The organism is Chryseoglobus sp. 28M-23, assembly GCF_014789785.1.
Lineage (GTDB): Bacteria > Actinomycetota > Actinomycetes > Actinomycetales > Microbacteriaceae > Microcella > Microcella indica.
In genome coordinates, this window is record NZ_CP061846.1 from 607,879 (window position 1) to 630,981 (window position 23,103).

22 protein-coding genes and 2 pseudogenes are annotated in these 23,103 nt (G+C 66.8%); 9 read left to right on the forward strand and 15 right to left on the reverse strand.

The window, feature by feature from the left end; all coding sequences use genetic code 11:
- Window positions 1-43: 43 nt before the first annotated feature.
- The 5 genes from IE160_RS02990 to mftA form a co-directional block, all read right to left on the reverse strand.
- On the reverse strand, window positions 44-856 hold the full coding sequence (locus tag IE160_RS02990; protein WP_284438297.1) for a mycofactocin-coupled SDR family oxidoreductase: 813 nt from the start codon (window positions 854-856) through the stop codon (window positions 44-46).
- Window positions 857-964: 108 nt separating this feature from the next.
- Window positions 965-1,828, reverse strand: coding sequence for a mycofactocin-coupled SDR family oxidoreductase (locus tag IE160_RS02995; RefSeq protein ID WP_152582069.1), 864 nt, complete (start codon window positions 1,826-1,828; stop codon window positions 965-967).
- A 118-nt stretch (window positions 1,829-1,946) separates the two neighbouring features.
- Window positions 1,947-3,251, reverse strand: a complete 1,305-nt coding sequence (gene mftC / locus IE160_RS03000; RefSeq protein WP_179873280.1) for a mycofactocin radical SAM maturase — start codon at window positions 3,249-3,251, stop codon at window positions 1,947-1,949.
- The gene (gene mftB, locus IE160_RS03005; RefSeq protein WP_152582067.1) at window positions 3,248-3,538 is read right to left on the reverse strand and encodes a mycofactocin biosynthesis chaperone MftB; all 291 of its coding nucleotides are present in this window, start codon (window positions 3,536-3,538) and stop codon (window positions 3,248-3,250) included. The genes mftC and mftB overlap by 4 nt, the downstream gene beginning before the upstream one ends.
- 7 nt (window positions 3,539-3,545) lie before the next feature.
- Complete coding sequence (mftA, locus tag IE160_RS03010; protein ID WP_152582066.1) at window positions 3,546-3,650, reverse strand: mycofactocin precursor MftA; 105 nt, start codon at window positions 3,648-3,650, stop codon at window positions 3,546-3,548.
- Between the two features lie 104 nt (window positions 3,651-3,754).
- Here mftA and mftR point away from each other — a divergent pair, with 104 nt between their 5' ends.
- Together mftR and IE160_RS03020 are read left to right on the forward strand one after the other, a co-directional pair.
- On the forward strand, window positions 3,755-4,384 hold the full coding sequence (gene mftR, locus IE160_RS03015; protein WP_152582065.1) for a mycofactocin system transcriptional regulator MftR: 630 nt from the start codon (window positions 3,755-3,757) through the stop codon (window positions 4,382-4,384).
- Window positions 4,384-5,895: a GMC family oxidoreductase gene (locus tag IE160_RS03020; RefSeq protein WP_165638013.1), complete on the forward strand. Its 1,512-nt coding sequence runs from the start codon at window positions 4,384-4,386 to the stop codon at window positions 5,893-5,895. Before mftR ends, IE160_RS03020 begins: the two co-directional genes overlap by 1 nt.
- Window positions 5,896-6,302: 407 nt before the next feature.
- On the opposite strand, the gene IE160_RS03025 is transcribed toward IE160_RS03020, so the two are convergent.
- Window positions 6,303-7,898: an MDR family MFS transporter gene (locus IE160_RS03025; protein ID WP_191151610.1), complete on the reverse strand. Its 1,596-nt coding sequence runs from the start codon at window positions 7,896-7,898 to the stop codon at window positions 6,303-6,305.
- Window positions 7,895-8,521: a TetR/AcrR family transcriptional regulator gene (locus IE160_RS03030; protein ID WP_179873283.1), complete on the reverse strand. Its 627-nt coding sequence runs from the start codon at window positions 8,519-8,521 to the stop codon at window positions 7,895-7,897. The genes IE160_RS03025 and IE160_RS03030 overlap by 4 nt, the downstream gene beginning before the upstream one ends.
- Before the next feature lie 215 nt (window positions 8,522-8,736).
- Here IE160_RS03030 and IE160_RS03035 point away from each other — a divergent pair, with 215 nt between their 5' ends.
- Together IE160_RS03035 and IE160_RS03040 are read left to right on the forward strand one after the other, a co-directional pair.
- A complete protein-coding gene (locus IE160_RS03035) occupies window positions 8,737-9,315 on the forward strand; it encodes a TetR/AcrR family transcriptional regulator (protein ID WP_191151611.1) in 579 nt (192 codons plus the stop codon).
- A gap of 36 nt (window positions 9,316-9,351) precedes the next feature.
- A complete protein-coding gene (locus IE160_RS03040) occupies window positions 9,352-11,721 on the forward strand; it encodes an MMPL family transporter (RefSeq protein ID WP_179873285.1) in 2,370 nt (789 codons plus the stop codon).
- A 221-nt stretch (window positions 11,722-11,942) separates the two neighbouring features.
- Here IE160_RS03040 and IE160_RS12480 read toward each other — a convergent pair.
- The 4 genes and pseudogenes from IE160_RS12480 to IE160_RS03060 form a co-directional block, all read right to left on the reverse strand.
- Window positions 11,943-12,175: pseudogene (locus tag IE160_RS12480) on the reverse strand (IS3 family transposase); the annotation flags it as partial.
- Window positions 12,176-12,191: 16 nt separating this feature from the next.
- Window positions 12,192-13,262, reverse strand: a complete 1,071-nt coding sequence (locus IE160_RS03050; protein ID WP_191151612.1) for an IS110 family RNA-guided transposase — start codon at window positions 13,260-13,262, stop codon at window positions 12,192-12,194.
- A gap of 261 nt (window positions 13,263-13,523) precedes the next feature.
- On the reverse strand, window positions 13,524-14,216 hold the full coding sequence (locus tag IE160_RS03055) for an IS3 family transposase (protein ID WP_191151613.1): 693 nt from the start codon (window positions 14,214-14,216) through the stop codon (window positions 13,524-13,526).
- A complete protein-coding gene (locus IE160_RS03060) occupies window positions 14,213-14,515 on the reverse strand; it encodes a transposase (protein WP_191151614.1) in 303 nt (100 codons plus the stop codon). Before IE160_RS03060 ends, IE160_RS03055 begins: the two co-directional genes overlap by 4 nt.
- 49 nt (window positions 14,516-14,564) lie before the next feature.
- On the opposite strand from IE160_RS03060, the pseudogene IE160_RS03065 reads away from it, so the two are divergent.
- Window positions 14,565-15,172, forward strand: a pseudogene (locus IE160_RS03065) (DDE-type integrase/transposase/recombinase); the annotation flags it as partial.
- Window positions 15,173-15,396: 224 nt separating this feature from the next.
- Here IE160_RS03065 and IE160_RS03070 read toward each other — a convergent pair.
- Complete coding sequence (locus tag IE160_RS03070) at window positions 15,397-15,792, reverse strand: VOC family protein (RefSeq protein WP_152582028.1); 396 nt, start codon at window positions 15,790-15,792, stop codon at window positions 15,397-15,399.
- Between the two features lie 74 nt (window positions 15,793-15,866).
- Window positions 15,867-17,114 carry a DNA recombination protein RmuC gene (locus IE160_RS03075; protein WP_191151615.1) on the reverse strand — a complete coding sequence of 416 codons (1,248 nt, stop codon included), beginning with the start codon at window positions 17,112-17,114 and terminating at the stop codon, window positions 15,867-15,869.
- A gap of 74 nt (window positions 17,115-17,188) precedes the next feature.
- On the opposite strand from IE160_RS03075, the gene IE160_RS03080 reads away from it, so the two are divergent.
- Window positions 17,189-18,103, forward strand: a complete 915-nt coding sequence (locus IE160_RS03080; RefSeq protein ID WP_191151616.1) for a LysR family transcriptional regulator — start codon at window positions 17,189-17,191, stop codon at window positions 18,101-18,103.
- Between the two features lie 106 nt (window positions 18,104-18,209).
- Entirely contained in the window at window positions 18,210-19,712 is a 1,503-nt protein-coding gene (locus IE160_RS03085; RefSeq protein WP_152582025.1) for a CoA-acylating methylmalonate-semialdehyde dehydrogenase, read from the forward strand.
- Window positions 19,713-19,974: 262 nt separating this feature from the next.
- On the opposite strand, the gene IE160_RS03090 is transcribed toward IE160_RS03085, so the two are convergent.
- Window positions 19,975-20,502 carry a DUF421 domain-containing protein gene (locus IE160_RS03090; protein ID WP_179873833.1) on the reverse strand — a complete coding sequence of 176 codons (528 nt, stop codon included), beginning with the start codon at window positions 20,500-20,502 and terminating at the stop codon, window positions 19,975-19,977.
- A gap of 353 nt (window positions 20,503-20,855) precedes the next feature.
- Here IE160_RS03090 and IE160_RS03095 point away from each other — a divergent pair, with 353 nt between their 5' ends.
- Window positions 20,856-21,407, forward strand: a complete 552-nt coding sequence (locus IE160_RS03095) for an OsmC family protein (RefSeq protein ID WP_179873287.1) — start codon at window positions 20,856-20,858, stop codon at window positions 21,405-21,407.
- A 40-nt stretch (window positions 21,408-21,447) separates the two neighbouring features.
- Here IE160_RS03095 and IE160_RS03100 read toward each other — a convergent pair whose 3' ends face one another.
- Window positions 21,448-22,062, reverse strand: coding sequence for an exonuclease domain-containing protein (locus IE160_RS03100; RefSeq protein WP_179873288.1), 615 nt, complete (start codon window positions 22,060-22,062; stop codon window positions 21,448-21,450).
- A 67-nt stretch (window positions 22,063-22,129) separates the two neighbouring features.
- Between IE160_RS03100 and IE160_RS03105 the strand changes: the two genes are divergently transcribed.
- On the forward strand, window positions 22,130-23,077 hold the full coding sequence (locus tag IE160_RS03105; protein WP_191151617.1) for a DMT family transporter: 948 nt from the start codon (window positions 22,130-22,132) through the stop codon (window positions 23,075-23,077).
- Window positions 23,078-23,103: the final 26 nt, after the last annotated feature.

The following is a 23,103-nucleotide window of genomic DNA, read 5'->3' on the forward strand; positions in this document are numbered from 1 at the left end:
CGAGGTTCTGCCGTGCGGGGCGCCGCGACGTCGGTGTCGCAATCTACTTGACGAGCATTCCGGCATCGACGGGCAACGTGACGCCTGTGACGTAGCGCGCTTCGTCCGAGGCGAGCCAGACCATCGCGTTCGAGATGTCGACAGACTGAACCCAGCCCACGGGCAGAGCATTCATGACCTTGGCCGCCTCGAGGAAGTCGTCAACGCCGGGCTTGTCGAGATCGGGCCGGAAGAGCTTGAACGTGGCCTCGTTGTTGACCATGGGAGTGTCCACCGTTGTCGGATGGATGGAATTGACCCTGATCTTGTGAGGGGCCAGCTCGAGAGCGAGCGCTCGCATGAGGCCGACGACACCATGTTTCGCCGCGACATAGTGGCCGAGGTTTGCCAGGGCCGTTAGTCCAGCAGCGGAACTCGTCATGATGATCGATCCGCCACGCTCACCAGTCTTGATATGAGGGATAGCCGCGGCGCACGTGCGCCAGACGCCGTTGAGGTTGATATCCACGAGATCCGTGAATGCCTCCTCGCTCAACGATTCTGTCGGCCCCGTAAACGTCGACACTCCCGCGTTCGCCAGGACGACATCGAGTCGCCCAAGCTCGGCGACCCCGTCATCCACCGCTTTCTTGACTTGCTCCAGGCTGCGCACGTCGGCCTTCGTCGCGATGATGCGCCGATCGAGAGCTTCGACCGCGGCGACAGTCTCCTCCATATCGGCCTGCGTCGTGGGGTCGGACACAGACCCGGCAATCGGTTCGAGCACGTCGATACCGATGATGTCGGCGCCTTCCTCGGCGAACCGGATCGCGTGACTGCGACCCTGCCCCCGGGCGACACCCGTGATGAAAACCACTTTTCCATCTAAACGCCCCATTGCGTTCTCCGTTCTGTTTGGGTGCGGGTTTGCCGCACCTTGGTGTGCCGCGAACCGCGCGGCGCGGTGACGTCTGGTGTCGGGCGACTAAGCGCGCACCGGTGACGCGTTTACGCCGGGAATGAGCAGGTGCCCGGCGTCGACCGGAAGGGTGACGCCCGTCACGGCGGAGGCCAGATCGGAGTTGAGGTACAGCGCGGCGTCGGCGATGCGCTGAGGGCTCAAGAAGCCGTTGCCCTTGAGGGCGTGGAAGTGGTAGCCCGCCTCGAGCATGTCGTCTTCGGTGCCTTCGCCGGCGGGTTTGCCCGACATCATGTCCCAGGCGCCTTGCCAGCTCGTCATCGGCGTCAAGATCGCGCCGGGGTGCACGGAGTTCACGCGGATGCCGTGGTTCGCGTACTCGAGCGCGAGTGTCTTCATGAGGCCGACGACGCCGAACTTCGACGAGCAGTAGTGCGCGTAGTTCGCGCCGGGCTCGATGCCGTTGATCGACGAGGTGATGACGATCGATCCGCCGCCCTGCTCCATCATGTGCGGCAGCACGGCCTTCGCCGACTTCCAGACCCCCGTGAGGTTGACGGCGATCATGTCATCCCACTGCTCATCGGTGAGCTCGTGGGCGGGGGCGAGCGAGAAGATGCCGGCGTTGGCGATCAAGATGTCGATGCGGCCGAGACTCGCGATGCCCTCCGACACCGCTCGATCCAGATCGGCCTGCTTGCGCACGTCACCGACGACGGAGACGATGCGCCGGTCGAGATCTTCGACCTGCCGCACGGTCTCGTCGAAGTCGGCCTGCTGCGCCATCGGGTAGGCGACCGACTCGATCTGGTCGAGGGTGTCGATGATGATGACGTCGGCGCCTTCCTTGGCGCACGTGATGGCGTGGGCGCGACCCTGGCCGCGCGAGCCGCCCGTGATGAGGGCGACTTTTCCGTCGAGCATTCCCATGAGATGTCCTTTCGGGTACGACTGAGAGCCACGCCGGCAGGCGAGCGGGCGTGGGTGAGGCGAGTGTGTGAGGCGCTGAGCGTGCTGGGTTCGAGCGTGGTCTCGGGTGCGGCGGCTCCTAGTGGTCGGTGCCGCAGGCGCAACCCGCGGCGGTCGTCGTCGGTGAAAACCCGGCGAGCGGGCTCTCGGCGCAGGCGTGCGCCGGGGGTGCGTCCGGTCGTCGGACGCTGAGAGTCAGGGGCACGGGGCCCGCCCCGCCGCGCGGCCGCGGCGGCGAAGTGCGGTGCGAGTGGTCGCCCGAGGGCTTCGGCAGAGCATCCTCGGCCCGCTCGGCCAGCAGCTGCTCACCGAAGCCGCGCACGCACTCGGGGTCGGGGCCGTCGATCGGCAGGCCCGTGAAGAACTTCGCCGCCATGCAGCCGCCGCGGCACGAGTCGTAGAACGAGCAGCTCGCGCACGCCCCGCCGCCGGTCGGCTCGCGCAGCCGCTGGAAGAGCTCGCTCTCCCGCCACACCGCCTCGAAGCCGCCCGGCTCGCGGATGCTGCCGGCGAGGAACTCGTCGTGGATCGCGAAAGGACAGGCGTAGACATCGCCGATGGGATCGATGAGGCACACCACGCGGCCGGCACCGCACAGGTTGAGACCGGGCAGGGCGCTGCCGAAAGCCGACAGGTGGAAGAACGAGTCGCCCGTGAGCACTCCCTCTCCGTGGGCGACGAGCCAGTCGTACAGCTCGCGCTGCTGCTCGGGCAGGGGGTGCAGGTCGTCCCACACGTCCGCACCGCGGCCGCTCGGGCGCAGGCGCGTCAGCCGCAGCTGCGCGTCGAAGCGATCCGCGATGGCCTTGAACTCGTCGAGCTGCGGAATGTTCTCCCGTGTGCACACGACGGAGATCTTGAAGCCGCGGAAGCCCGCGTCGGCGAGGTTCTGCATCGCGCGCATGGCGGTGTCGTACGACCCGGGGCCCCGCACGTGGTCGTTGACCTCGGCGGTCGCACCGTCGAGGGAGATCTGCACGTCGACGTAGTCGCTCGCGGCGAGGCGCTGGGCGATCTCGGGGGTGAGCTTGATGCCGTTGGTGGAGAACTTCACGCCCACCTGGTGGTCGGTGGCGTAGTCGACGAGCTCCCAGAAGTCGCTGCGCACGGTCGGCTCGCCGCCGCCGATGTTGACGTAGAAGACCTGCATGCGCTGCAACTCATCGATGACGGCCTTGCACTCCTCCGTGGTGAGCTCGCGCGGGTCGCGTCGACCGGAGCTCGAGAGGCAGTGGCTGCAGGAGAGGTTGCAGGCGTACGTGAGCTCCCAGGTCAAGCAGATGGGAGCATCCAGACCGGCCTCGAAGTGGCCGATGAGGGTGCTCGAGGTGCGAGCGGGGGCGACCGGCGACGTCTGTACTGGCGATGGGGCGACGAGCGTCATGCCGCCACCTCGTTCGCGGGTCGGCTCTCGAGCATCGTCGAGTGCACTAGCGTCGCGACGGCGCGCCGGTAACGCTCAACCTGAGCATCGGGCACGGCAGCCTCGGCGAGAGCCTGAGCCAGAGTGCGGGTGCCGTCGCAGGCCCTTACGGCATCGAGCAGCACGCGATCTTTGAGAAAGCTCAGCTGTCGGGTGCCGAAGTGGTACAGCAGGGCACCGAAGGGTTCGGGCCGAATCGAGACGCGAGGGTGAACTGTGAGTGTGGCGTCGAGCCTGATGGAGTCCATGAGGGGCTCAATACACCCCGCACATTCCATCGATCGAGACTTCTTCGACGAGCGATTCCTCGTCGACAAGTTCGTCGATCGGGGCCTCAGGTCGGTTGTCGGCGTGGCTCATGGCATGCTCCTCCGCGTAGGGTTTCTGACATCGGTGTCGGATTCTCCCAGTGCTCAGTACTGTAGTGGCACTCAGTGCCGAAGGGAAGAGGCAGGTGATGAGAGTTGAGTGAGTTCGTAGACGCGGCGGCCAACCCCGTGGTGCGCATCGGGCGTCATCCCGCCACAACGCATGCCGAGATAAGCCACACGGGCCTGCGGTTGTTCATCGAGCGCGGCTTCGATCAGGTCACAGTTGATGAGATCGCCGCGGCCTGCGGCATAGGACGCCGCACTTTCTTCCGATACTTCCCCTCGAAGAACGACCTGCCCTGGGGTCAGTTCGACGACATGCTGCGAAGCATGCGCGAGCACCTCGACTCCCTGCCGCGCAGTGTCCCGTTGAGGGACACCCTCCGCATCGCCATCGTGGTCTTCAACCGCACACCTCCCGAAGAACTGCAGTATCACCGCGAGCGGATGACGCTACTGCTCACGGTGCCCTCCCTCGTCGCGCACTCGACCATCCGCTACGAGTCGTGGCGCCAGGTGATCGCCGATTTCGTCGCCGAGCGACTCGACACCTCGCCGAGCGGCCTCCTGCCCCAAACAATTGGCTGGGTGTGTCTCGGTGTCTCGATCGCCGCCTACGAGCAATGGCTCAAGCACGAAGACGCATCACTGAGCGACTTGCTCGACCAGGGCTTCCTCGCCGCTCGCGACCTCATGCTGCTCGACGAGCCCGGCCCGCGCTGATGACCCCTCGCGCGCCCGATGTGATTGTGGTCGGGGCGGGAGGCTCGGGTGCTCCGCTCGCGGCTCGACTCGCTGAAAGGGGCGAGCGCGTGCTGCTGCTCGAGGCCGGCCCAGTGCCCGCACCCCACTCGACGCGGGACGGTTCGAGCCTCGCCGCGGCCGTCCCCGGGCATCCACTTGCGGTCAGCTACCGCGGCACCCTCACGCCGGGTCGCGATCACACGGTGGTGCGCGGGCTCGTCGCGGGCGGCTCGACGGCGATCAACGGCGCCTACTTCAGGCGCCCGCGCAGTCGCGACCTTGATAGCTGGGCCGCCGTCGCGGCCGACCACCGCTGGAGCGCCTCGGCTACTCTGCCGCTCTGGGCCGAGATTGAAGGTGACCGCGAGTACGGGCATCGCGGCTCGGGCCCGATGCCCATCACACGCAGCTCCCTCGACCATCCGCTCAGCGCCGCACTGCTCACCGCTGGAGTAGAGCTCGGTCTACCGTTTGTCCCTGACCAGAACGCCAGCCCCGACCCGCCGCCCGGAGTCGGCGCGTTGCCCACAAACACTCGCGACGGGCAGCGCTGGAGCACGGCGCGCGCCTGGCTAGAGCCCCCAACTTCAGGGCTCACCATCCGGGGCGGATGCACCGTGACGCGCGTTCTCTTCAATCGAGGAGGGCAGACGACCGGTGTCGAAATCGTCGTCGACGACGCGGTCGAGGCCATCAGGGCTGACCGCGTCGTGTTGTGCGCCGGTGCCATCGCCACTCCACAGCTACTCGTGCACAGCGGTGTCGGCCCACCGGGCGCGGTGCGCGCAGCGGGCGCGACCGTCGTGCGGGATCTGCCAGTGGGGGCGCAACTACACGACCACCCGCAGCTCGAGCTGCGTTTTCGAGTGCCGACCGAGGTGCTGGACCACCCGACCGAGACGACGCTTGGGGTGGTAGTGCACGGCTCCAGCCGTTGTGACCCCGGGACGAGCGCGGAGGACGTGCCCGGTGACGTCGAGGTGCTCTCAGTGCTGCGTCCCATGGGTCGTCTGCTCGACAGCGACACAGGTGACACTAGCCTCAGCGTGCTGGTCTCTGCGCTGCGCACAGAGCAACCGGGCCAGCTATTGCTTGACAGTGGCGGGATACCACGGCTCGACTTTAGATATCTTCGCACCCCTGGCGATCGCGCGCGCTTACGGGTCGCCGCGCGACTCGCTGCCGCCCTACTCGCGAGTGAGCCACTCCTACAGATCGGCGTACGGCCGGAGTATCCATCGCTCGAAGGTGGTCTCGACGACGATGCCCTTGACGATTGGATGCGCGGCCGTCTTTCGACAGCGCTGCACAGTTGCGGCACGACGCCCATGGGCACCGACCCTTCAACGTCGGTCGTCAATGGCCGCGGTGCCGTGCACGGGATCGAAGGTCTGCACATCGCCGACCTCGGCATCCTGCCGACCACGCCAACGAGTGGTCCCGCGGCGAGCGCCGTGCTCGTCGGTCTCGTGATCGCAAACGCGTTGTGATCTGCAAGAGGGGATAGACGTCAATATTGAAGGGTTTGGCGAAAGCGAATTGAGGAGAGTACATCCATCCTGATGTGAGGCCGCAGACGATAAAGAGGAAGACCGGGCATGATGGTCTCTTTCTCGTGCGCTCGAACCGGCACTAAAGATCGGTTGTCAAGAGTTCGTTTTTCACGCCCGCGGAGATAGGCAACCTGGCTGGAGCGACGTAGGAACGAGCATCGCCACCCCGCACGTGTCCTGAAAAGCGTTCTTGAGCTGAATCGCGCCCGGCCGCACGGCCGACCACGACGCTGGTCAGCGCGAAGCCTCGGTTCATGCCCGCTCAAACATGAACGCGGCGTTCGACCTGGAATCCGGTTTGCCGTCTCGCATCCACAAGCACCAGACCGGATAGGAACAATGCCCTAGCGCCGGTCGTCGTCCAGGTACGGGGGCATGAGCTGTCCCTCCGAGAGCGCCTCGGCGAGGATCTCCTGCTCAATGCGAGTGGAGAGCGGCTTCTGGACGATGAAGCACAAGACGATCGCGGCGGCGATGGCGAGGGGGACCATGAAGATGAAGATCGGCATGAGTGCCTCGTTGTACGAAAGTATGATCGGCAGTCGGAGCGCGTCAGGCAGGTCGCTGACAGCCGCAGGGGTCAGTGAGTTGCCGCTCCCGCCTCCACTTCCTGCTTGCGGCAGCCGCTCGGCAAGCAGCGAGGTAAGCCGGGCGGCGAACACCGAACCGACCACGGCGGAGCCGAGGCTGCCGCCGACTTGGCGGAAATAGTTGTTCGACGCGGTCGCGGTTCCGACCATGCGGTGCGGGAAGGAGTTCTGCACCACGAGCGTGAGAATCTGCATGCTCGAGCCGAGGCCGAGGCCGATCACAGCAAGGGCGACGCAGATCTCAAAGATCGGAGTGTGCACTTTCACCGTGGACAGCAGCCACATACCGACGGCAAGAATCACCGAGCCGATGATCGGGGGCAGCTTGTACTTTCCCGTCCGCGAAACCAGTTGCCCGGTGCCGATGGACGTCACGAGCAACGCCCCCATCATGGGGATCATCAGGAACCCCGCCTCCGTGGCGGTCGCCCCGGTGGCCATCTGAAGATAGGTCGGCATGTAGCCGATTGCACCGAACATCGCGATGCTGGTGAGCAAGGCGGCGACTGTCGTCAAGTTGAAGTTGCGGTCGCGGTAAAGTGCGAGCGGCATAACCGGTTCGGAGACACGTGTCTCGACAAGAACGAAGATGCCCGCGCACACTACCGCGCCGACAATGAGGCCGATGATTGTGGGCGAGTTCCAGTCGAAAGTCGACCCGCCCCAGGTGGCAATGAGGACGATCGCGGTAGTGGCAACTCCTAGCGTGGCCATGCCGAGGTAGTCGACCTTCGGTCGCTCCTGATTGTTCTTGGCAGGAAGGCGCAGGAGCAGGGCAGTGGCAACGATGGCCAGGATGCCGAGAGGGATGTTGATCAGGAAAGCCCAACGCCATCCCGGCCCCTCGGTAAACCAACCGCCAAGAAGCGGGCCGGCGACGGAGGACACGGCGAAGACCGCGCCGAGAACGCCCATATACCGACCGCGGTCCCGCGCAGGGACGACATCGGCGATCGCCGCCTGGCTGAGGATCATGAGGCCACCACCACCGAGCCCCTGCACGACGCGGGCAAAGATGAGAGCTCCCATGTCGCTCGCGAAAGCCCCTAGGACCGAACCGATGACGAACAAGACGATGGCGACGAGTAGCACCGGCCTTCGACCGAACGAGTCGCTCACCTTGCCGTAGACAGGCATGACAATGGTGGACGCAAGCAGGTAGGCAGTGATGACCCAGGTCATGTGCTCCACGCCGTCGAGCTCGCCAACGATCGTCGGGAGCGCGCTGGACAGCACAGTCTGACTGAGCGAAGCGAGCAGCATAGTGACAAGAAGCGCACCAAAGAGGAGCGTGATGTTGCGGGATGTGCCGGTCTGGGTCGGCGATGCCAATGCAGCTGGGTGAGTCACTTTGCTTCTTCCATTACGGTGCGGAACAGTGCGATTGCAGCGTCCAGGTCGGTGTCAGATGGGATGCCGCCGAGCGAACCGCCGCGCTCGAACGCAAAGCGAATGGTCGTGCCGGCGAGCACGACGAGTGCGCGAAGCGAGGCGGGGAGAGCCTCCGGAGCGCCCGCCAGGCTGATACGCCCGGTTGCGACTCGGTCCTCGAGGAGTTCTTCGACGAGGTGTTCTGCCTGGGCAACGTGCCGGGTGAGGTGGACTCGCAGTTCGGGGAAGCGTTGGACGAGGTCGCGGCGAATCGCAAGATCCGAATGGTCGCGAACGGTGGTCGACGAGACCGCAGCGAAGAGCCGGACAGTGCGAGTGAAGAGATCCGTATCGCGTGCATCGAAGGCGGTGATGGCACCGCCGGGCATGACTGGCGACTGGATGCCGAGCACCGCTTCCTCCTTGCTCGAGAAATAGTTGAAGAAGGTGCGAGGTGAGACGCCCGCTCGGGCAGAGATTGCGTCAATGGTTGCACCGGTCAAGCCATGTTCCAGGGCTAGGTTCGCCGCGGCCTCGCGGAGGGCTGCCCACGTGGCGGCGCGGTGCCGCTCCCTAAGCGGCGGCAGAGCGATCTCTTGCACCGGTATAAACTATGCAGTTATGCAACTTTGCGCAAGTGTAATCATTGAAGGGCGCCTCTGGCGGACGCCGGGCGCGCTTTCGCTCTGCTCACGCCCCGCGCCAGGTATCTCGCAAGGCGCTCCGTGGATCCAGCCATAGTTGCCCATAGAATAATGTTGCATTTTGGGCAATTTGCGGTTGGGGCATGACTGGGCTACGAGAAGACAAGCGTGCGGTGACCTCGCGGCTGCTTGCTGAGTCGAGTTTCCGTCTGGCGGTCGAGCGTGGGATGGACGGTTTTGTGATTGACGAAGTCACTACCGCCGCCGGTTACTCCCGGCGAACGTTCGCCAACCACTTCTCCTGCAAAGAGGAGGCGGTTGCAGCGGTAGTGGTGATCGATGCGCTCCAGGTGCTGAAAGGTATGCGCGTCGAGTCGGGCGAGACGGCCATCGACGCACTTGAACGGGCGATACGCTCGCAATTGAATCAGGGCAACGTTGAGCGATTGACACAGTTGCAGGACTTGGCACGCGACCACCCTGCTCTGCGCCCGTACTTGCTCGCCACCTATGGCCAGGTCATGCGACCACTCCTCAGCGCCCTCGGCATGACCACTGGCGGCGTCGGTGCTGACCTTGACACCCTGCTATTGGTGAACGCCTGCTGTGGGATCTTCAGCGCAATCACTTTGGGTGAGATCGCCCTCCCGGCGCGCGGTGACGACGCGCTGCCCACACTCGCCCACAACATGGATCCGCTCATCAACGTGATGTTCGCCAGACTTCGCTCTGGTTTCGCGAACACTCGGTAACACACAACTGCCACCGGCAAACCCAGGAGTTCACATATGTCAAGCCTTCTCTACCGCCTCGGCCTTTCCTCGTTCCATCGACCTTGGATCGCGATCAGCGCCTGGGCTCTCGTCCTGGGGGTGCTCGGCGCCGTAATTGCGGTGGGAGGCGTACAGCTCACATCGAACCTGTCTATTGACGGCACTCCGTCCCAGGATGTCCTCGACACGCTCGCCGATGAGCTGCCCGACGCGGCGCGTGGCCAAGGGAGCTTCATCCTTACCGCCGAAGACGGCAGCTCGGTTGCCGAGCCGGAGCGTGTCGAGGTGATTATGGACGTGGTCGAATCGGTCTACGGCACAGAGCACGTCGTAGGGTCCGTCGAGGAGGCGCAGCAACCGTTCGTCGAGCAGCTCGAAGCCCTCATGTCCCAGGCCGCTGCGCTTCCCGCAGCGGAACAGGCGGCATACCTGGCGCAGATCCAGCAGCAGGCAGACGCGCAGATCCAGCAGCAGATCGACGACTATGGGTTCGCGCCGCTGATCGTCGACGGGCTTCCCATCCCGCAGGTGCTGATCTCCGAGGACAAGAGTGCAGCTCTGTTCCAGTTCGCACTCGATCAGCAGGTGCAGTCGATGGGATCCGCTGACATCGAGAAGATCATCGCGGCCGGCGAGGCCTACGACGGAGAGGCCGGCCTGACCGTCCTGCCCGGCGAATCACTCAAGTTCGCGCTGCCCGCGCTGGGCGCCGCCGAGATCGTGGGCGTCTTGATCGCAGCTGTCGTGCTGGTACTCGTTCTCGGCTCGTTCTTGGCAGGCGCCCTGCCCTTGGTGACCGGCATCGTCAGCGTCGGCGTGGGCGTGGGAATTGCCATCGCGTCCGCTGCTGGCGAGCCGATCAACCTGATGACCCCGATCCTCGCCGTCATGATCGGGCTTGCGGTCGGCATCGACTACTCACTGTTCATCGTCAACCGCCAACGCAACCTGATCAGGGTCCAGCAGCTCACCGCTCGCGAGGCCACCGGCCGTGCAGTTGGCAGCGCAGGCTCGTCCGTCGTGTTTGCCGGACTCACCGTTGTCGTCGCACTCGTCGGCCTCGCCGCCGTGGGCGTCTCGATGCTCACCGCGATGGCCCTCGTCGCGGCCGGAACCGTCACCGTCGCCGTCCTGGTGGCCCTGACCCTGCTGCCCGCCGTCCTCGGCCTTGTCGGCGAAAGGGTCGTCTCCGTCAAAGCACGCGCCACGGGCGCGACCGCGGATCAACACCACCGCATCGCACGCGGATGGTCCGGGTTCATCGTCAAGCGCCGCTGGCTAGTGCTCCTGGGCACCACGGTCATCATCGTACTTGCGGCCCTACCCGCCACGAACATGACCCTGGGGATGCCCACCGGCGGCAACTCGAGCCCGGACTCATCCGCCCGGCAGAGCTACGATGCGGTCGGCGATTCGTTCGGCGCCGGCTTCAACGGGCCGCTCATTGCGGTCGCCGAGGCCGAGGCCGGGTCCAACTTCGACGAGGAACAGATCACAGAGATCACGACACGGATCTCCGACGCGGACGGCGTGCGGCTAGCCCAGCTGATCGGCACCAGCGACGACAACGCCACCGTCGCCTTCATGGTCATCCCCGAGACCGGGCCGGGCGACGAGCGGACCGCGCACCTCGTGGACGAGCTGCGTGAAACGGCCGTGGACGGTTCCGGCGACGGCGCAACGCTGGGAGTCACCGGGCTCACTGCTGTGATGATCGACATGACCGAGAAGATGGCTGAGGTCTTCCCGATCTATATCGCCATCATCGTGATCCTGTCGATGATCATCCTGCTGTTCGCCTTCCGCTCCGTGCTGCTGCCAATACTCGCTACCGGCGGCTTCGTGCTATCCATCCTGGCGACCCTGGGCCTGACGACTCTGGTATTCCAAGACGGCTGGCTAGGCGGCTTGTTCAATGTGGAGCCCGGCACTCCCCTTGTGCCGGTCATCCCCATTATCGGCACCGGCATCCTGTACGGACTGGCGATGGACTACCAGGTGTTCCTGTCCTCGTCGATGCGCGACCATTTCCTCCGGGGCGAAAGCCCGCAGCAGGCCATAGTCAACGGGTTCTCGGCCACCTCGCGCGTCGTGGTCGCCGCAGCGATCATCATGGCATCCGTCTTCGCCGGCTTCATCTTCTCCCCGGAGACGATGATCGCCCAGATCGGCTTCACCCTCGCTATTGGTGTGCTCATCGACGCGTTCCTGGTGCGCATGACCCTCATCCCCGCGGCGTTCGCGATCCTTGGTCGGGCGACCTGGTGGGCACCCCGCTGGCTCCAGCGGATCCTTCCCGACCTCGACATCGAAGGGCACAAGCTTGAACAGCAACCCGACGGACGGATGCATTCGGAACTGTCAGCCCAGGAGCCGTCGCGCTGAGGCATTTCCGTCGTCGACTACCGAGCGAGGGTCGTCGAACGCACTTGTCGTCCGATGGTTCGGATTTTCCGACCAGCACGGTGCACCGTCGCTAATGAATGCCACCGCATCCCCGTGAACGAGGTCGGCGCGGGATTGCGGGGGCGCCTCGCAGACGAGTTCGCGGACACCCTCCGCCGTGAGGCAGTCGAAGAAGTACTGAATCGGCCTGACTTTCGTTCCTATCGGGAGCCTTGTCCGGCGGGTGCCGGTTGGGCTGATTCGAGGTCAGCGTAGTACGCCTGCTCGACCTCAAGTGGGGTGCGCATGTCGAGCTCGCCGTGGAGGCGAGCGTTGTTCCACCACCACACGTATTCGAGGGTCGCGAGCTCGACCGCTCGACGGTTCGCCACGGCCCGCGCTGACGGATCAGTTCCGTCTTGTAGAGTCCGTTCACGGCCTCAGCGAGGGCGTTGATGCTCCTATGTTTGTCAACTAGTGATTTCTCCGGTTCTGCCATTCACTCTGATGAGCTGGTAGACCTCGCGGATGACGTAGCGCTTGAGGCATCGGATGATGTCGCGTTTGCTCTTGCCCTCGGCGGTGCGTCGGAGGACGTAGGCCTTCGTTGGCTCGTGATGTTGCATGCGAACGATTACCGTCCGGTATATCGCGGCGTTCAGTTGCCGGTGCCCGCCGTGGTTGATCCGGTGCTTCCCGCTGGTCATTCCCGAGCCGGTCGGGACAGGGCTAATCCCGGCGAGTTTCGCGAACGCGGCTTCGCTCTTGATCCGCTCAGGATTGTCGCCGGCGACGATCAGGATCTCCGCGGCGGTATCGACGCCGATGCCGAACTCGTCCAGCAGGTGCGGCGCGCGCTTGATCACGAGCTGCTCGATCATTGCCACGAGTTCTTGGACTTCTTCGTCGAGCGCGATCCACCGTTTCGCGATCGAGCGCAGCGTGTGACGGATCGAGTCGTCCGGGGTCTCGAGGCTGCGTGGTCGCAGCGCGGCGCAGTGCCTCGCGATCATCTTCCGCGTCTTGCGTGCGGTCTCTGCCCGGAGTTGTTCGGGCGCGTGGACGAGCATCGCCTTCAACGTAATCATCGCCGCTGACCTGTCCTTGACCGCTGTGTCATGGGCGACTTTCAGCTGCCGGATCATCTCGACGGCCCCGTCGGCGGCCTTCGGGATCGCGGTCGCGATGCCAGCGAGCACGGCTCGTGCCGCGTTCTCTGCGTCGAGAGTGTCGGACTTGCCGTTCAGCCTGCGCAGCCGCCTGTCTGGCCGTGAGACCTCGATGACCTTGTGCCCGTGTCGGCGAACGAACGAGGTCAGCGCAGCACCGTAGGAGCCGGTGCCTTCGATCCCGAACGCGACAATCTTCCCGAAAGACGATGCCCACTCCAGCATCTGTCGGAACCCGGCGGTGTCGGTCGCGATCGTCAGCGTCGCGAGGATCCCACCGACAGAGTCCATCACCGCCGCGACGTGGAGGTGCTTATGGGTATCGACGCCGATGACGACGTGTCCGGAACGGACGGGCTCTATCTGGGTCATAGTGTGCTGTCTCCTTGCCAGTTAGCGTGGTGTCACGCTGACGTCGGCGGGTGGACAGGACTGTCATGGGGACGCGTTGTCGAGACTGCTCCAGGCTCCTATCAGGTCACGCCCGACCGGCGGCAGCGGTTACTGCATGCCCGACCGGACGGTCGACAGATCAACGCCAAGGCACCATGCGGGCCAATCGTAGAGATGGGTCAGACCGTCACGGCCAGGACTACCCCATCCTCGCGAGATCGGGCAGAAACAGACTGACAATCAAAGGAATCGCCGACGGTCCCCGTCGAGGGTTTCGCGCCGAGTTCTTCGATGCCGGTCGGTGTAGACCACGGCGAGGTAGTTCGACCTGTGATCGGCATGGTGGATCAGCCCGTCGAGTCGACCACCGGCGGCCCATGCGGCCATGTCGAGCGCCTGCAACGGCAGGATGTCGGATCTCAGTGTCGACGCGACGTTCCAGCCGACGATGCGACGCGAGTAGACATCGGTGACGAACGCGACGTAGGCGAACCCTGACCACGTCGCAACGTAGGTCACGTCGGCGACCCAGAGACGGCGTGGGCCAGGGGCCGTGAACCGGCGCTGCACGAGATCCTTCGGCTTCTCCACCGTCGGATCGGACTTCGTCGTGAACACCTTCTTGGATCGCTTCACGCCTCGCACGCCGGCGAGCCGCATGAGCCGTTCAGTTTGATCGCGACCGATGCCCCACCCTTGCCGGCGCAGGAGCGCGTGCATCTTCCGTCGCCCATAAACGCCGTAGTTCTCCGCGTGCAGCCGCGCAACCTCGGGCACGAGCAGATCATCACGCAACTGCCGAGCGGACGGCGCTCGGCCCGCCGCAGCGCGATAGCCGCGCGAGGTCAGGAATCCTCTCACTGCCGGCCGCAGGACCTGGCAGATGAGCTCGACCCCGAAACGATCCCGATGCTCGTTGATGAACCGGATCATCTCGTCGAGGGGTGGTCGAGCTCCTTCGCGAAAAAGATGCTCGCAGCCTTGAGGATCTCATTCGCCTTTCGCAACTCCGAGACCTCCTTCTGCAATCGCTTGATCTCAGCCGCTGCATCGGTCGTCACCCCGGCGTCGACCTCGTATCGGCGTTGCCACAGCCGCAGCGTCTCGGGGCTCATCCCGAGCAGCCCTGCCACGTGGCGGACGGCGCTCATCATCGTGGGGTGCGACGGCCGCGTCTCCGCGAGCATCCGCAACGCCCGCTCACGCATCTCCGGCGAATACTTCCTGTTCATCGTGTTCCATCCTTACTTGAAGAACGGAACGAAAGTCAGGCCGATTCAGAACGAGGTGCTCCGTCGAGCGGCTGCCTATCTGTCTCAGGGCGCTATCTCAAAATGATCTACCCGCTCGTCCGCGAGCTGGCCGCGCCCGGCGCTCCCGTGAGGGTGCCGGTCGCGGTGACGTGCCGGGTGTTGAAGATCGCCAAGCAGCCCTATTACCGGTGGCTTGCCGACCCGGTTTCGCAACGGGACTGGGACGAAGCGCACCTGATCAACGCTGCGATCGATATCCACGTCGACGATCCGGCGTTCGGGTATCGGTTCATCGCCGACGAGCTCGCTGACGCCGACTTCACCGCTTCGGAGCGACGCGTCTGGCGGCTGTGCTCCCAGATGGGCATCACCAGCGCGTTCGTGCGCAAGAAGCGGGGCAAGAGCCGCCTGGTCGGGCCGCCGGTGCGCGACGACCTCGTCCGACGCGAGTTCACTGCGAATCGGCCTGACCTGCTGTGGTTGACGGACATCACCGAGCATCCCACCAGCGAGGGGAAGGTCTATCTGTGCGCGATGAAGGATGTGTTTTCCAACCGCATCGTCGGATACTCCATCGCTGACCGGATGACCTCGGAGCTCGCCGTCGCGGCCCTCAGAATGGCGATCCAACAACGAGTACTGGGCAGATTGACGCCGGTCGAGTTCGAAGCAATTATGACCACACGGGCCGCATCCGCGGCCTAAGAAGACGAGTCACCAGAACCTTCAGCAGTCCCGCCGGATAGTGGGCGAGCCAGGGGCGTTCGGTCATCGTTGATCTTTCGCCGTAGGGTCAACGACGATCGATCACCGCCGTTGGTGTGTGCGGCTCATCCTAGCCAGCAGTGGTCGCCCTGCGGCTAGGTGCTTGTGGGATTCTCCAACACCGAGAGGATGTTGCCCGCCGGGTCTGTGAACCATGCGATATCGGGCCCGAAGTCGCCCTCGATGCCGCGGGCGATGCCGAGCTCGTCCTGCTCGAAACCCTCGTAGCGGGTCATCTCGACACCGCGTGCCATGAGGTCGGTGACGGCGTCGTCGATGTCGGAGACCTCGAGGTTCAGCACCGTGTAGGTGGCGGGGGAGTGGTCGGGCTTGGGGTACACGAGTACCCAGCCGCCGCCCGGGAGGGTGAGCGAGAGCTGGCCCATCTCCGCGTCGGTCACGTCGAGCCCGAGGGTGTCGCGGTAGAAGGTGCGAGCGGCGTCGATGTCGGGCACGGCGAGCCCACTGAATCCGTAGACGTAGTCGGGCATCGGATGCTCCCCTCTCGTGTCGGCGGAGCGATCGCCGCCCTGCCGCTCAGAATGGCACCGCGCCCGCCGGGGCGCTACCCCTTCGCTTCGGAGCCGCGCTCCGTGCTCGCCTCGCCCTGCTCGAGCTCAGCGACGAGCTCCATGGCCGTGAGCTCGCGCGGCCCCTCCTCGATCGCGTCGAGCGTGCCGAGCACGGTCGACTCGTCGAGGCGCTGCAGCTTGCGCGCAGTGGGGAAGACCTGGCGCTCCATCGACCCGACGAAGCCGTTGTAGTTCTTGATCGTGCTCTCGATGGAGCGCCCGAGCTTCTCGACGTGCCCGGCCATCGTCGCGAGGCGCCCGTAGAGCTCGCGGCTCAGATCGAAGAGCACCTTCGCATCGGCGGTGAGGACATCCTGCTGCCAGGAGAACGCGACGGTCTTGAGCACCGACCACAGGGTGACGGGGGAGGCGAGGGCCACGCGCTTGCTGAAGGCGTAGTCCATGATGCCCGGGTCGGCCTCCATGGCCGACGACACGAGCGACTCGCTCGGAATGAAGGCGATGACGAGCTCGGGCGAGGCCTCGAGGCCCGCCCAGTAGGCCTTGCTCGCGAGGGTGTCGATGTGGCCGCGCACGAGCCGCACGTGCTGCTTCATGAGGGTCTCGCGCTGCGCGCCCTCCTCACCCGTCGCGGTGACGGGAATCTGGCTCGCGCGCAGGTACGCCTCGAACGGCACCTTGGCGTCGACGGCGATGTTCTTGCCGCCGGGAAGGTGGATGACCATGTCGGGGCGACCCGCGCCGGCGTCGGAGGTGATGCGCGACTGCACGTCGAAGTCGACGCGCTCGATGAGCCCCGCCGCCTCGACGACGTTGCGCAGCTGCGTCTCGCCCCAGACGCCGCGCACGCTGTTCGAGCGCAGGGCCGAGGCGAGCGACTCGGCCGTGCTGCGCAGCCTCTCCTCCGACTCGGTCGCCGCGCGCAGCTGCTGCGCGAGCTGGCCGTGCTGCTGGCTGCGCTGCGCCTCGAGCTCGGTGACCTTCGACTGCATCGTGCGCAGCGACTCCTGCACGGGCGCGAGGGCCTGCAGCACGCGGCTCTCCTGCTTGTCGCGCTCCTCCCGCTCGAGGTCGCGATGCCGGGCGAGGGCGAGCTGCTCGTCGAGGGCGCTCGCGCGCGACTCCGCCTGGGCGACGCGCACCTCCGCAGCGGTGGCCTGCTCGCGCAGTGCGGCGAGCTCTGCCGCTGCGCCCCCGCGACGCGAGAGGAGGAGGCCGATGATGACGCCGAGCACAGCGCCGACGACGAGGCCGAGCAGGAGCGGGAGCAGGAAGTCCATACGAGCCAGTGTGCCAGGAGCATCCGACAGCGATCGTCCCGAGGAGACGGTGGCCGTGGTCGTATCGTGAGGGCATGACCCAGGCGCCGCGCTCCCTCGACGTGAGCACCGATGACCTGCGCTACCTCGTCGCCGTCGCGCGCGTCGGCCGCATGGTGTCGGCCGCGGCGCTCCTCGGCGTCGACCACACGACCGTGCGGCGGCGGCTCGACCGCCTCGAGGCGGCGCTCGGCGTGCGACTGCTCGACCGCGGTGCCGACGGGTGGCAGCTCACCGCGATCGGGCGCGACGTCGTCGAGCGCGCCTCGGGCCTCGAGGGGCTCGTCGAGCAGGTCGTCGCGGCGGCGTCCGGCAGCGACGTCGTGCGCGGCACCGTGCGGGTCGCGACGCCCGACGGCTTCGGCGCGGTGTTCGCGGCTGCGGCGCTCGCGCGGGTGCGCACCGAGCATCCCGGAATCGCCGTCGAGCTCGTGACCTCCACGAAGCCGATCTCCTTGCGCGGCTCCGGTTTCGATCTCGTCGTGTCGATCGGGTCGACGGCGGGGTCGCGCGTGCAGTCCGAGCTTCTCACGGAGTACTCGCTGCGCCTCTACGCCTCGCCCGAGTACCTGGCCGCGCGGCCGCCTATCCGCGACCCCGCCGACCTCGCCGGCCACGACCTCGTCTTCTACGTGGATGCCCTGCTCACGGTGCACGAACTCGACCTCGCCCCCGTGCTCGGCGACATGCGGCTCGGCTTCGGCTCGACGAGCGTCTTCGCGCAACTCGAGGCGGCGCGCGCCGGGGCGGGCATCGGGCTGCTGCACGCGTTCATGGCCGAGGGCGTCGAGGGGCTCGTGCCGGTGCTGCCCGGCGCGGTCGACTTCCGGCTGCCGTTCACGCTCTCCACGCGCCCCGACAGCCCCGCGGTGGATGCCGTCGCGATCGTGCGCGAGGCGCTGCGCGATGAGGTTGACCGGCGTCGCGCCGAGCTGATGCCGGGTGGCTAGTGCTGTGCGTTTTCGCAGATAGCGTGTGCGACTTCGGTGCTTGATCGCAGAGCGTGGGGAGCGCAGACTGGGGTCGACCACCGTCGTCCGCGTGAAGGAGCACCCCATGACCGATGTCCAGAATTCGCTCGTGCAGCACTGGGTCGGCGGCGAGGCCTTCGCCGGCACCTCTACGCGCACCGCGCCGGTCTACAACCCTGCTCGCGGCGCCGTCGCCCGCGAGGTCGCCCTCGCCTCGACCGCCGACGTCGACCACGCCGTCTCCGTCGCCGCAGTAGCGCAGCCCGGGTGGGCTGGCACGTCGATCGCGAAGCGCCAGCAGATCATGTTCGCCTTCCGCGAGGCGCTCAACGCGCGCAAGGACGAGCTCGCGGCGATCCTCACCGAGGAGCACGGCAAGGTGCTCAGCGACGCGGCCGGCGAGATCGCGCGCGGCCTCGAGATCGTCGAGCTCGCCTGCTCGATCCCGCAGCTGCTCAAGGGCGAGTACAGCGAGAACGTCTCCACCGGCGTCGACGTCTACTCGCTCAAGCAGCCTCTCGGCGTCGTCGGCATCATCAGCCCCTTCAACTTTCCCGCCATGGTGCCGCTGTGGTTCTTCCCGCTCGCGATCGCTGCAGGTAACACGGTCGTGCTCAAGCCCTCCGAGAAGGACCCCTCGGCGTCGCTGTGGATGGCGCAGGTCATGAAGGAGTGCGGTCTGCCGGACGGCGTTCTCAACGTCGTGAACGGCGACAAGGAGGCCGTGGATGCTCTGCTCGAGCATCCCGAGATCGCCAGCATCTCCTTCGTCGGGTCGACGCCGATCGCCCGCTACATCTACGAGACCGCCTCCAAGAACGGCAAGCGCGTGCAGGCCCTCGGCGGCGCCAAGAACCACATGCTCGTGCTGCCCGACGCCGACCTCGACCTCGTCGCCGACTCCGCCGTCAACGCGGGCTTCGGCTCGGCCGGCGAGCGCTGCATGGCCGTGTCGGTCGTCGTCGCCGTCGAGCCCGTCGCCGATGAGCTCATCGACAAGATCCGCTCGCGCATGAGCGGCCTGAAGGTCGGCGACGGCACGCGCAGCTGCGACATGGGCCCGCTCATCACGCAGGAGCACCGCGACAAGGTCGCCTCCTACCTCGACGTCGCCGCCGAGGACGGCGCCGAGATCGTCGTCGACGGGCGCGGCATCGAGGTCGACGGCGACGCGAACGGCTTCTGGCTCGGCCCGACCCTCGTCGACAAGGTGCCCACGACCTCGCGCGTCTACACCGACGAGATCTTCGGCCCCGTGCTCTCCGTCGTGCGCGTCAAGACGTACGAGGAGGGGCTCGCCCTCATCAACGGCTCGCAGTACGGCAACGGCACGGCGATCTTCACCAACGACGGCGGAGCCGCGCGGCGCTTCCAGAACGAGGTCACCGTGGGCATGATCGGCATCAACGTGCCCATCCCCGTGCCGGTCGGCTACTACTCGTTCGGCGGCTGGAAGAACTCGCTCTTCGGCGACGCGAAGGCGTACGGCACGCAGGCGATCCCGTTCTTCACGCGCGAGAAGGCGATCACCTCGCGCTGGCTCGACCCCTCGCACGGCGGCATCAACCTGGGCTTCCCGCAGAACTAGCGCCGCTCCGCGCGAACGCCGCGCCGCTCCGCTCCGCGCGAGCGCCGCGCCGCTCCGCTCCGCGCGAGCGCCGCGCCGCTCCGCTCCGCGCGAGCGCCCCTTCGTGCCAGATCTGGCGCAAAGGGGCGCTCGCCGCCCGCGGTTCAGCCTTTCTGGGGCAATTCTGGAAGCACAATGAACGGGCTCGGGGCAAGAGGCACGGGCTTGGGGCGGCGATCGGGTTGGGCGCGGGCGCGGGCGCGTGCGCGGGCACGACACACGACTAGGTCTCGTCGGCGGTGTCCCGCTCGCGCATGGTTCCCATCGCGGAGCCATCGCCGTACTTCTCGCGCGGGATGACGCTGAGCGTGCCGTTGGTCTCGAGTACGACCGCGGCGATGCTCGCGAGGTCCGCGCTGCCGCTTGAGCGCACCGCCTGCTCGACCTCGGTCTCCGTGAGTCGGTTGCGCGCGATCGCCGTGTGCTGCAGTTCGCCGTCCCGTACGAGCACGACAGGCTTCGTCGAGACGAGCGACCGGGCGCGCGGCCACCGTGATGACACGAGCGCGACGACGAACTGCAGGCCCACCAGCAGGGCGAGCGCCGCGAGGCCCTCCGACCAGGACACATCGGAGCTCAGCAGGATCGTGGCGAGCGTCGAGCCGATGGCGACGGTGATGACGAAGTCGAAGGCGTTGAGCTGGCTCAGCGTGCGCTTGCCACTCAGTCGCAGTACGACGATGAGCGTCGCATACGCGGCACTCCCTACGAGCAGCACCCGCGCGATGTCTCCCCACGAGTCGAACCACATCACGCTCCCCTTTCCGCGCGCGGCAGTCGGGGGCCGCGAGCACGCGCCACGGTAGCCCGTCGGCGGGAGCCGCCTCCCAGCTTCGGGCACGATGCGCCCGCCACTGCGGGGCTCCACCCGCAGCGTCGCATCCACTGCCAGATCTGGCGCAAAGAGGCGCTCGCCGCCTCCGGATGCGCCAGTTCCCGTCAGATCTGGCGCAAAAGGGCGCTCGGCGCCTCCGACGCGCCCGTGTGCGCCAGATCTGGCGCTTGTTGCGGGGTGTGACGCCGCGCGTCACTGCGTGACGCCGTGTTGCGGTGCGTGACGGCCGCCCTCGACGCGCGCCGGGCATCCCGCCTAGCGTCGCCCGCATGACTCTTCTCACCGCACCCTCCGTCCCCACGTCCACCGCCGACGAGCGGGCCGCGCGCCTCACCGAGGCGGGCACCGCCTGGGGCGACCGCATCGCCGCCGACGCCACCTCCGCGCAGCTCACCTACCGCGTCTCGGGCGTCGGCGAGGGCTCGGTTGCGACGACGATCCGCGCGGGCAAGCACGCGTTCGTCGTCGACGAGCCGGCCGCGCTCGCGGGCGACGACGTCGCACCGAGCCCCGTCGAGTTCGCGCTCGGCGCCCTCATCTCGTGCCAGGTCGTCGTCTACCGCCTGTACGCGCAGGCGCTCGGCATCCAGGTCGACGACATCTCTATCGACGCGGAAGGCGATCTGGATGCGCGCCGCCTGTTCGGCATCGACGAAGGCGTGCGGGCCGGCTTCAGCGACGTGCGCCTCGCGATCACGATCACCGGTCCCGAGTCGCAGGAACGCTACGAGCAGCTGCGCGACACCGTCGACGCCCACTGCCCGGTGCTCGACCTCTTCGCGAACGCGACGCCCGTGAGCGCCTCGGTGCGCAAGGGCTGAGCCGCGCCCGTCCGTCGGGTCTGAGCCGGATCGACTCCGCCTAGCCGAGCACGGCCGGGCGTCGGTCGGCTGCTGCTGCTTCGGCGGAAGGCCCGATGAGGCCCAGCCCGCCGCCGGTGATGCGCGCGAGGTCCTCCATCGTGGAGACGTCGTGGCGCTTCGCGGCGTGCACGATGATCGCCGCGCAGGCCTCGGCGTCGGCGAGCGCGTCGTGGTGGGCGAAGTCCTCGAAGCCGGCGGCCATCGCCGCGACGGGCAGCTTGTACGAGTCGAGGTGGTAGGTCTTGCGGGCGACCCGCAGGCTGCACAGGTATCGCAGGTCGGGCGTCTCGAGCCGGCTCGCCTCGCAGGCGGCGCGCAGCACCCCCATGTCGAACCCCGCGTTGTGGGCGGTGAGAACGTCGCCGTCCACGAAGTCGAGCAGGGCATCCACCTGATCGCACCACAGCGGCGCGTCGACGATGTCGGCGGCGGTGATGCCGTGGATGCGCGTGTTCCACTCGAGCATGTGGTCGAAGCCGAGCGGCGGGCGGATGAGCCACCCGGTCTTGTCGACGACGCGGCCCTCGCGCACCTTGACGAGCCCCACCGAGCACGCGGAGGCCGCGGCGTTGTTGGCGGTCTCGAAGTCGATGGCTGTGAAGTTCAGGGGCACGTCTCGATGCTCGCATGCGCCCCCTACCGCGTGCTCCGGGCGCGCCGGTCGGCCCTAGCCTGAGACCGTGAACGCCCTCCGCCGCTTCAGCCCCGCCGTGCTCGCGCAGTTGTTCTGGGCGAGCAACTTCGTCGTCGCCGACCGGGTCGTCGCCGAGTTCTCGCCGCTCGAGCTGACGTGGCTGCGCTGGGTGGGCGCGCTGCCGATTCTGCTCGTCGTCGCGTGGTGGCTGGAGAAGCCCCGGTGGCGGGATGCCCTGCGCGAGTGGCGCCTGCACCTCCTGCAAGCCTTCCTCGGCATGGTCGCGTACACGCTCTTCCTCTACTCGGCACTCGAGTCGACGTCGCCCGTCACGGCGAGCGTCATCACGGCGCTCAACCCGGCGGTCATCGCGGTCGCGGCGGTCATCGTGCTGCACGAGCGCATCCGACGACTCGGCGTGGTGGGCATCGTCGTGTCCTTCGCCGGCGTGCTCGTCGTGATCCTCACCGGGCAGGGCCTCGATCAGGGGCTCAGCTTCTCGCCCGGCGATCTGCTCATGCTGGGCGCGATCAGCATGTGGACCGCGTACGTCATCACGAGCCGACGCGTGTCGACCCCGCCGATCACGGCGACGACGGTGCAGGCGGGGTTGAGCGCCGTGATGCTCGTTCCCGTCGTCGCGCTGCTCGGCGCGCCCGGCATCGCCGCGGGGCCGAGCGCGGGCGCGTGGTGGGGGCTCGTGTGGATCATGGTGTTCCCCTCCGCCCTCGCCTACCTGTTCTGGAACATCGCCGTAGGTCAGCTCGGCGCGTCGAAGACGGGCGTGTTCCTCAACCTCCTGCCGGTGTTCACGGCGGTCATCGCTCTCGCGTTCGGCGACGTCCTCACGATCGGGCAGGTCGTCGGCGGCGCGGTCGTGCTAGTCGGCGTGTACCTGACGACGCGGCCGGGCAGGGCGAGCGAGCCCGGCATTCCCGTTCTGCCGGAGCCGCTCGACCCGGATGCTCCGGCCGACCCCGCGCACCGGGAATAGTTCTGCATGCAGACGCATTGACCCCA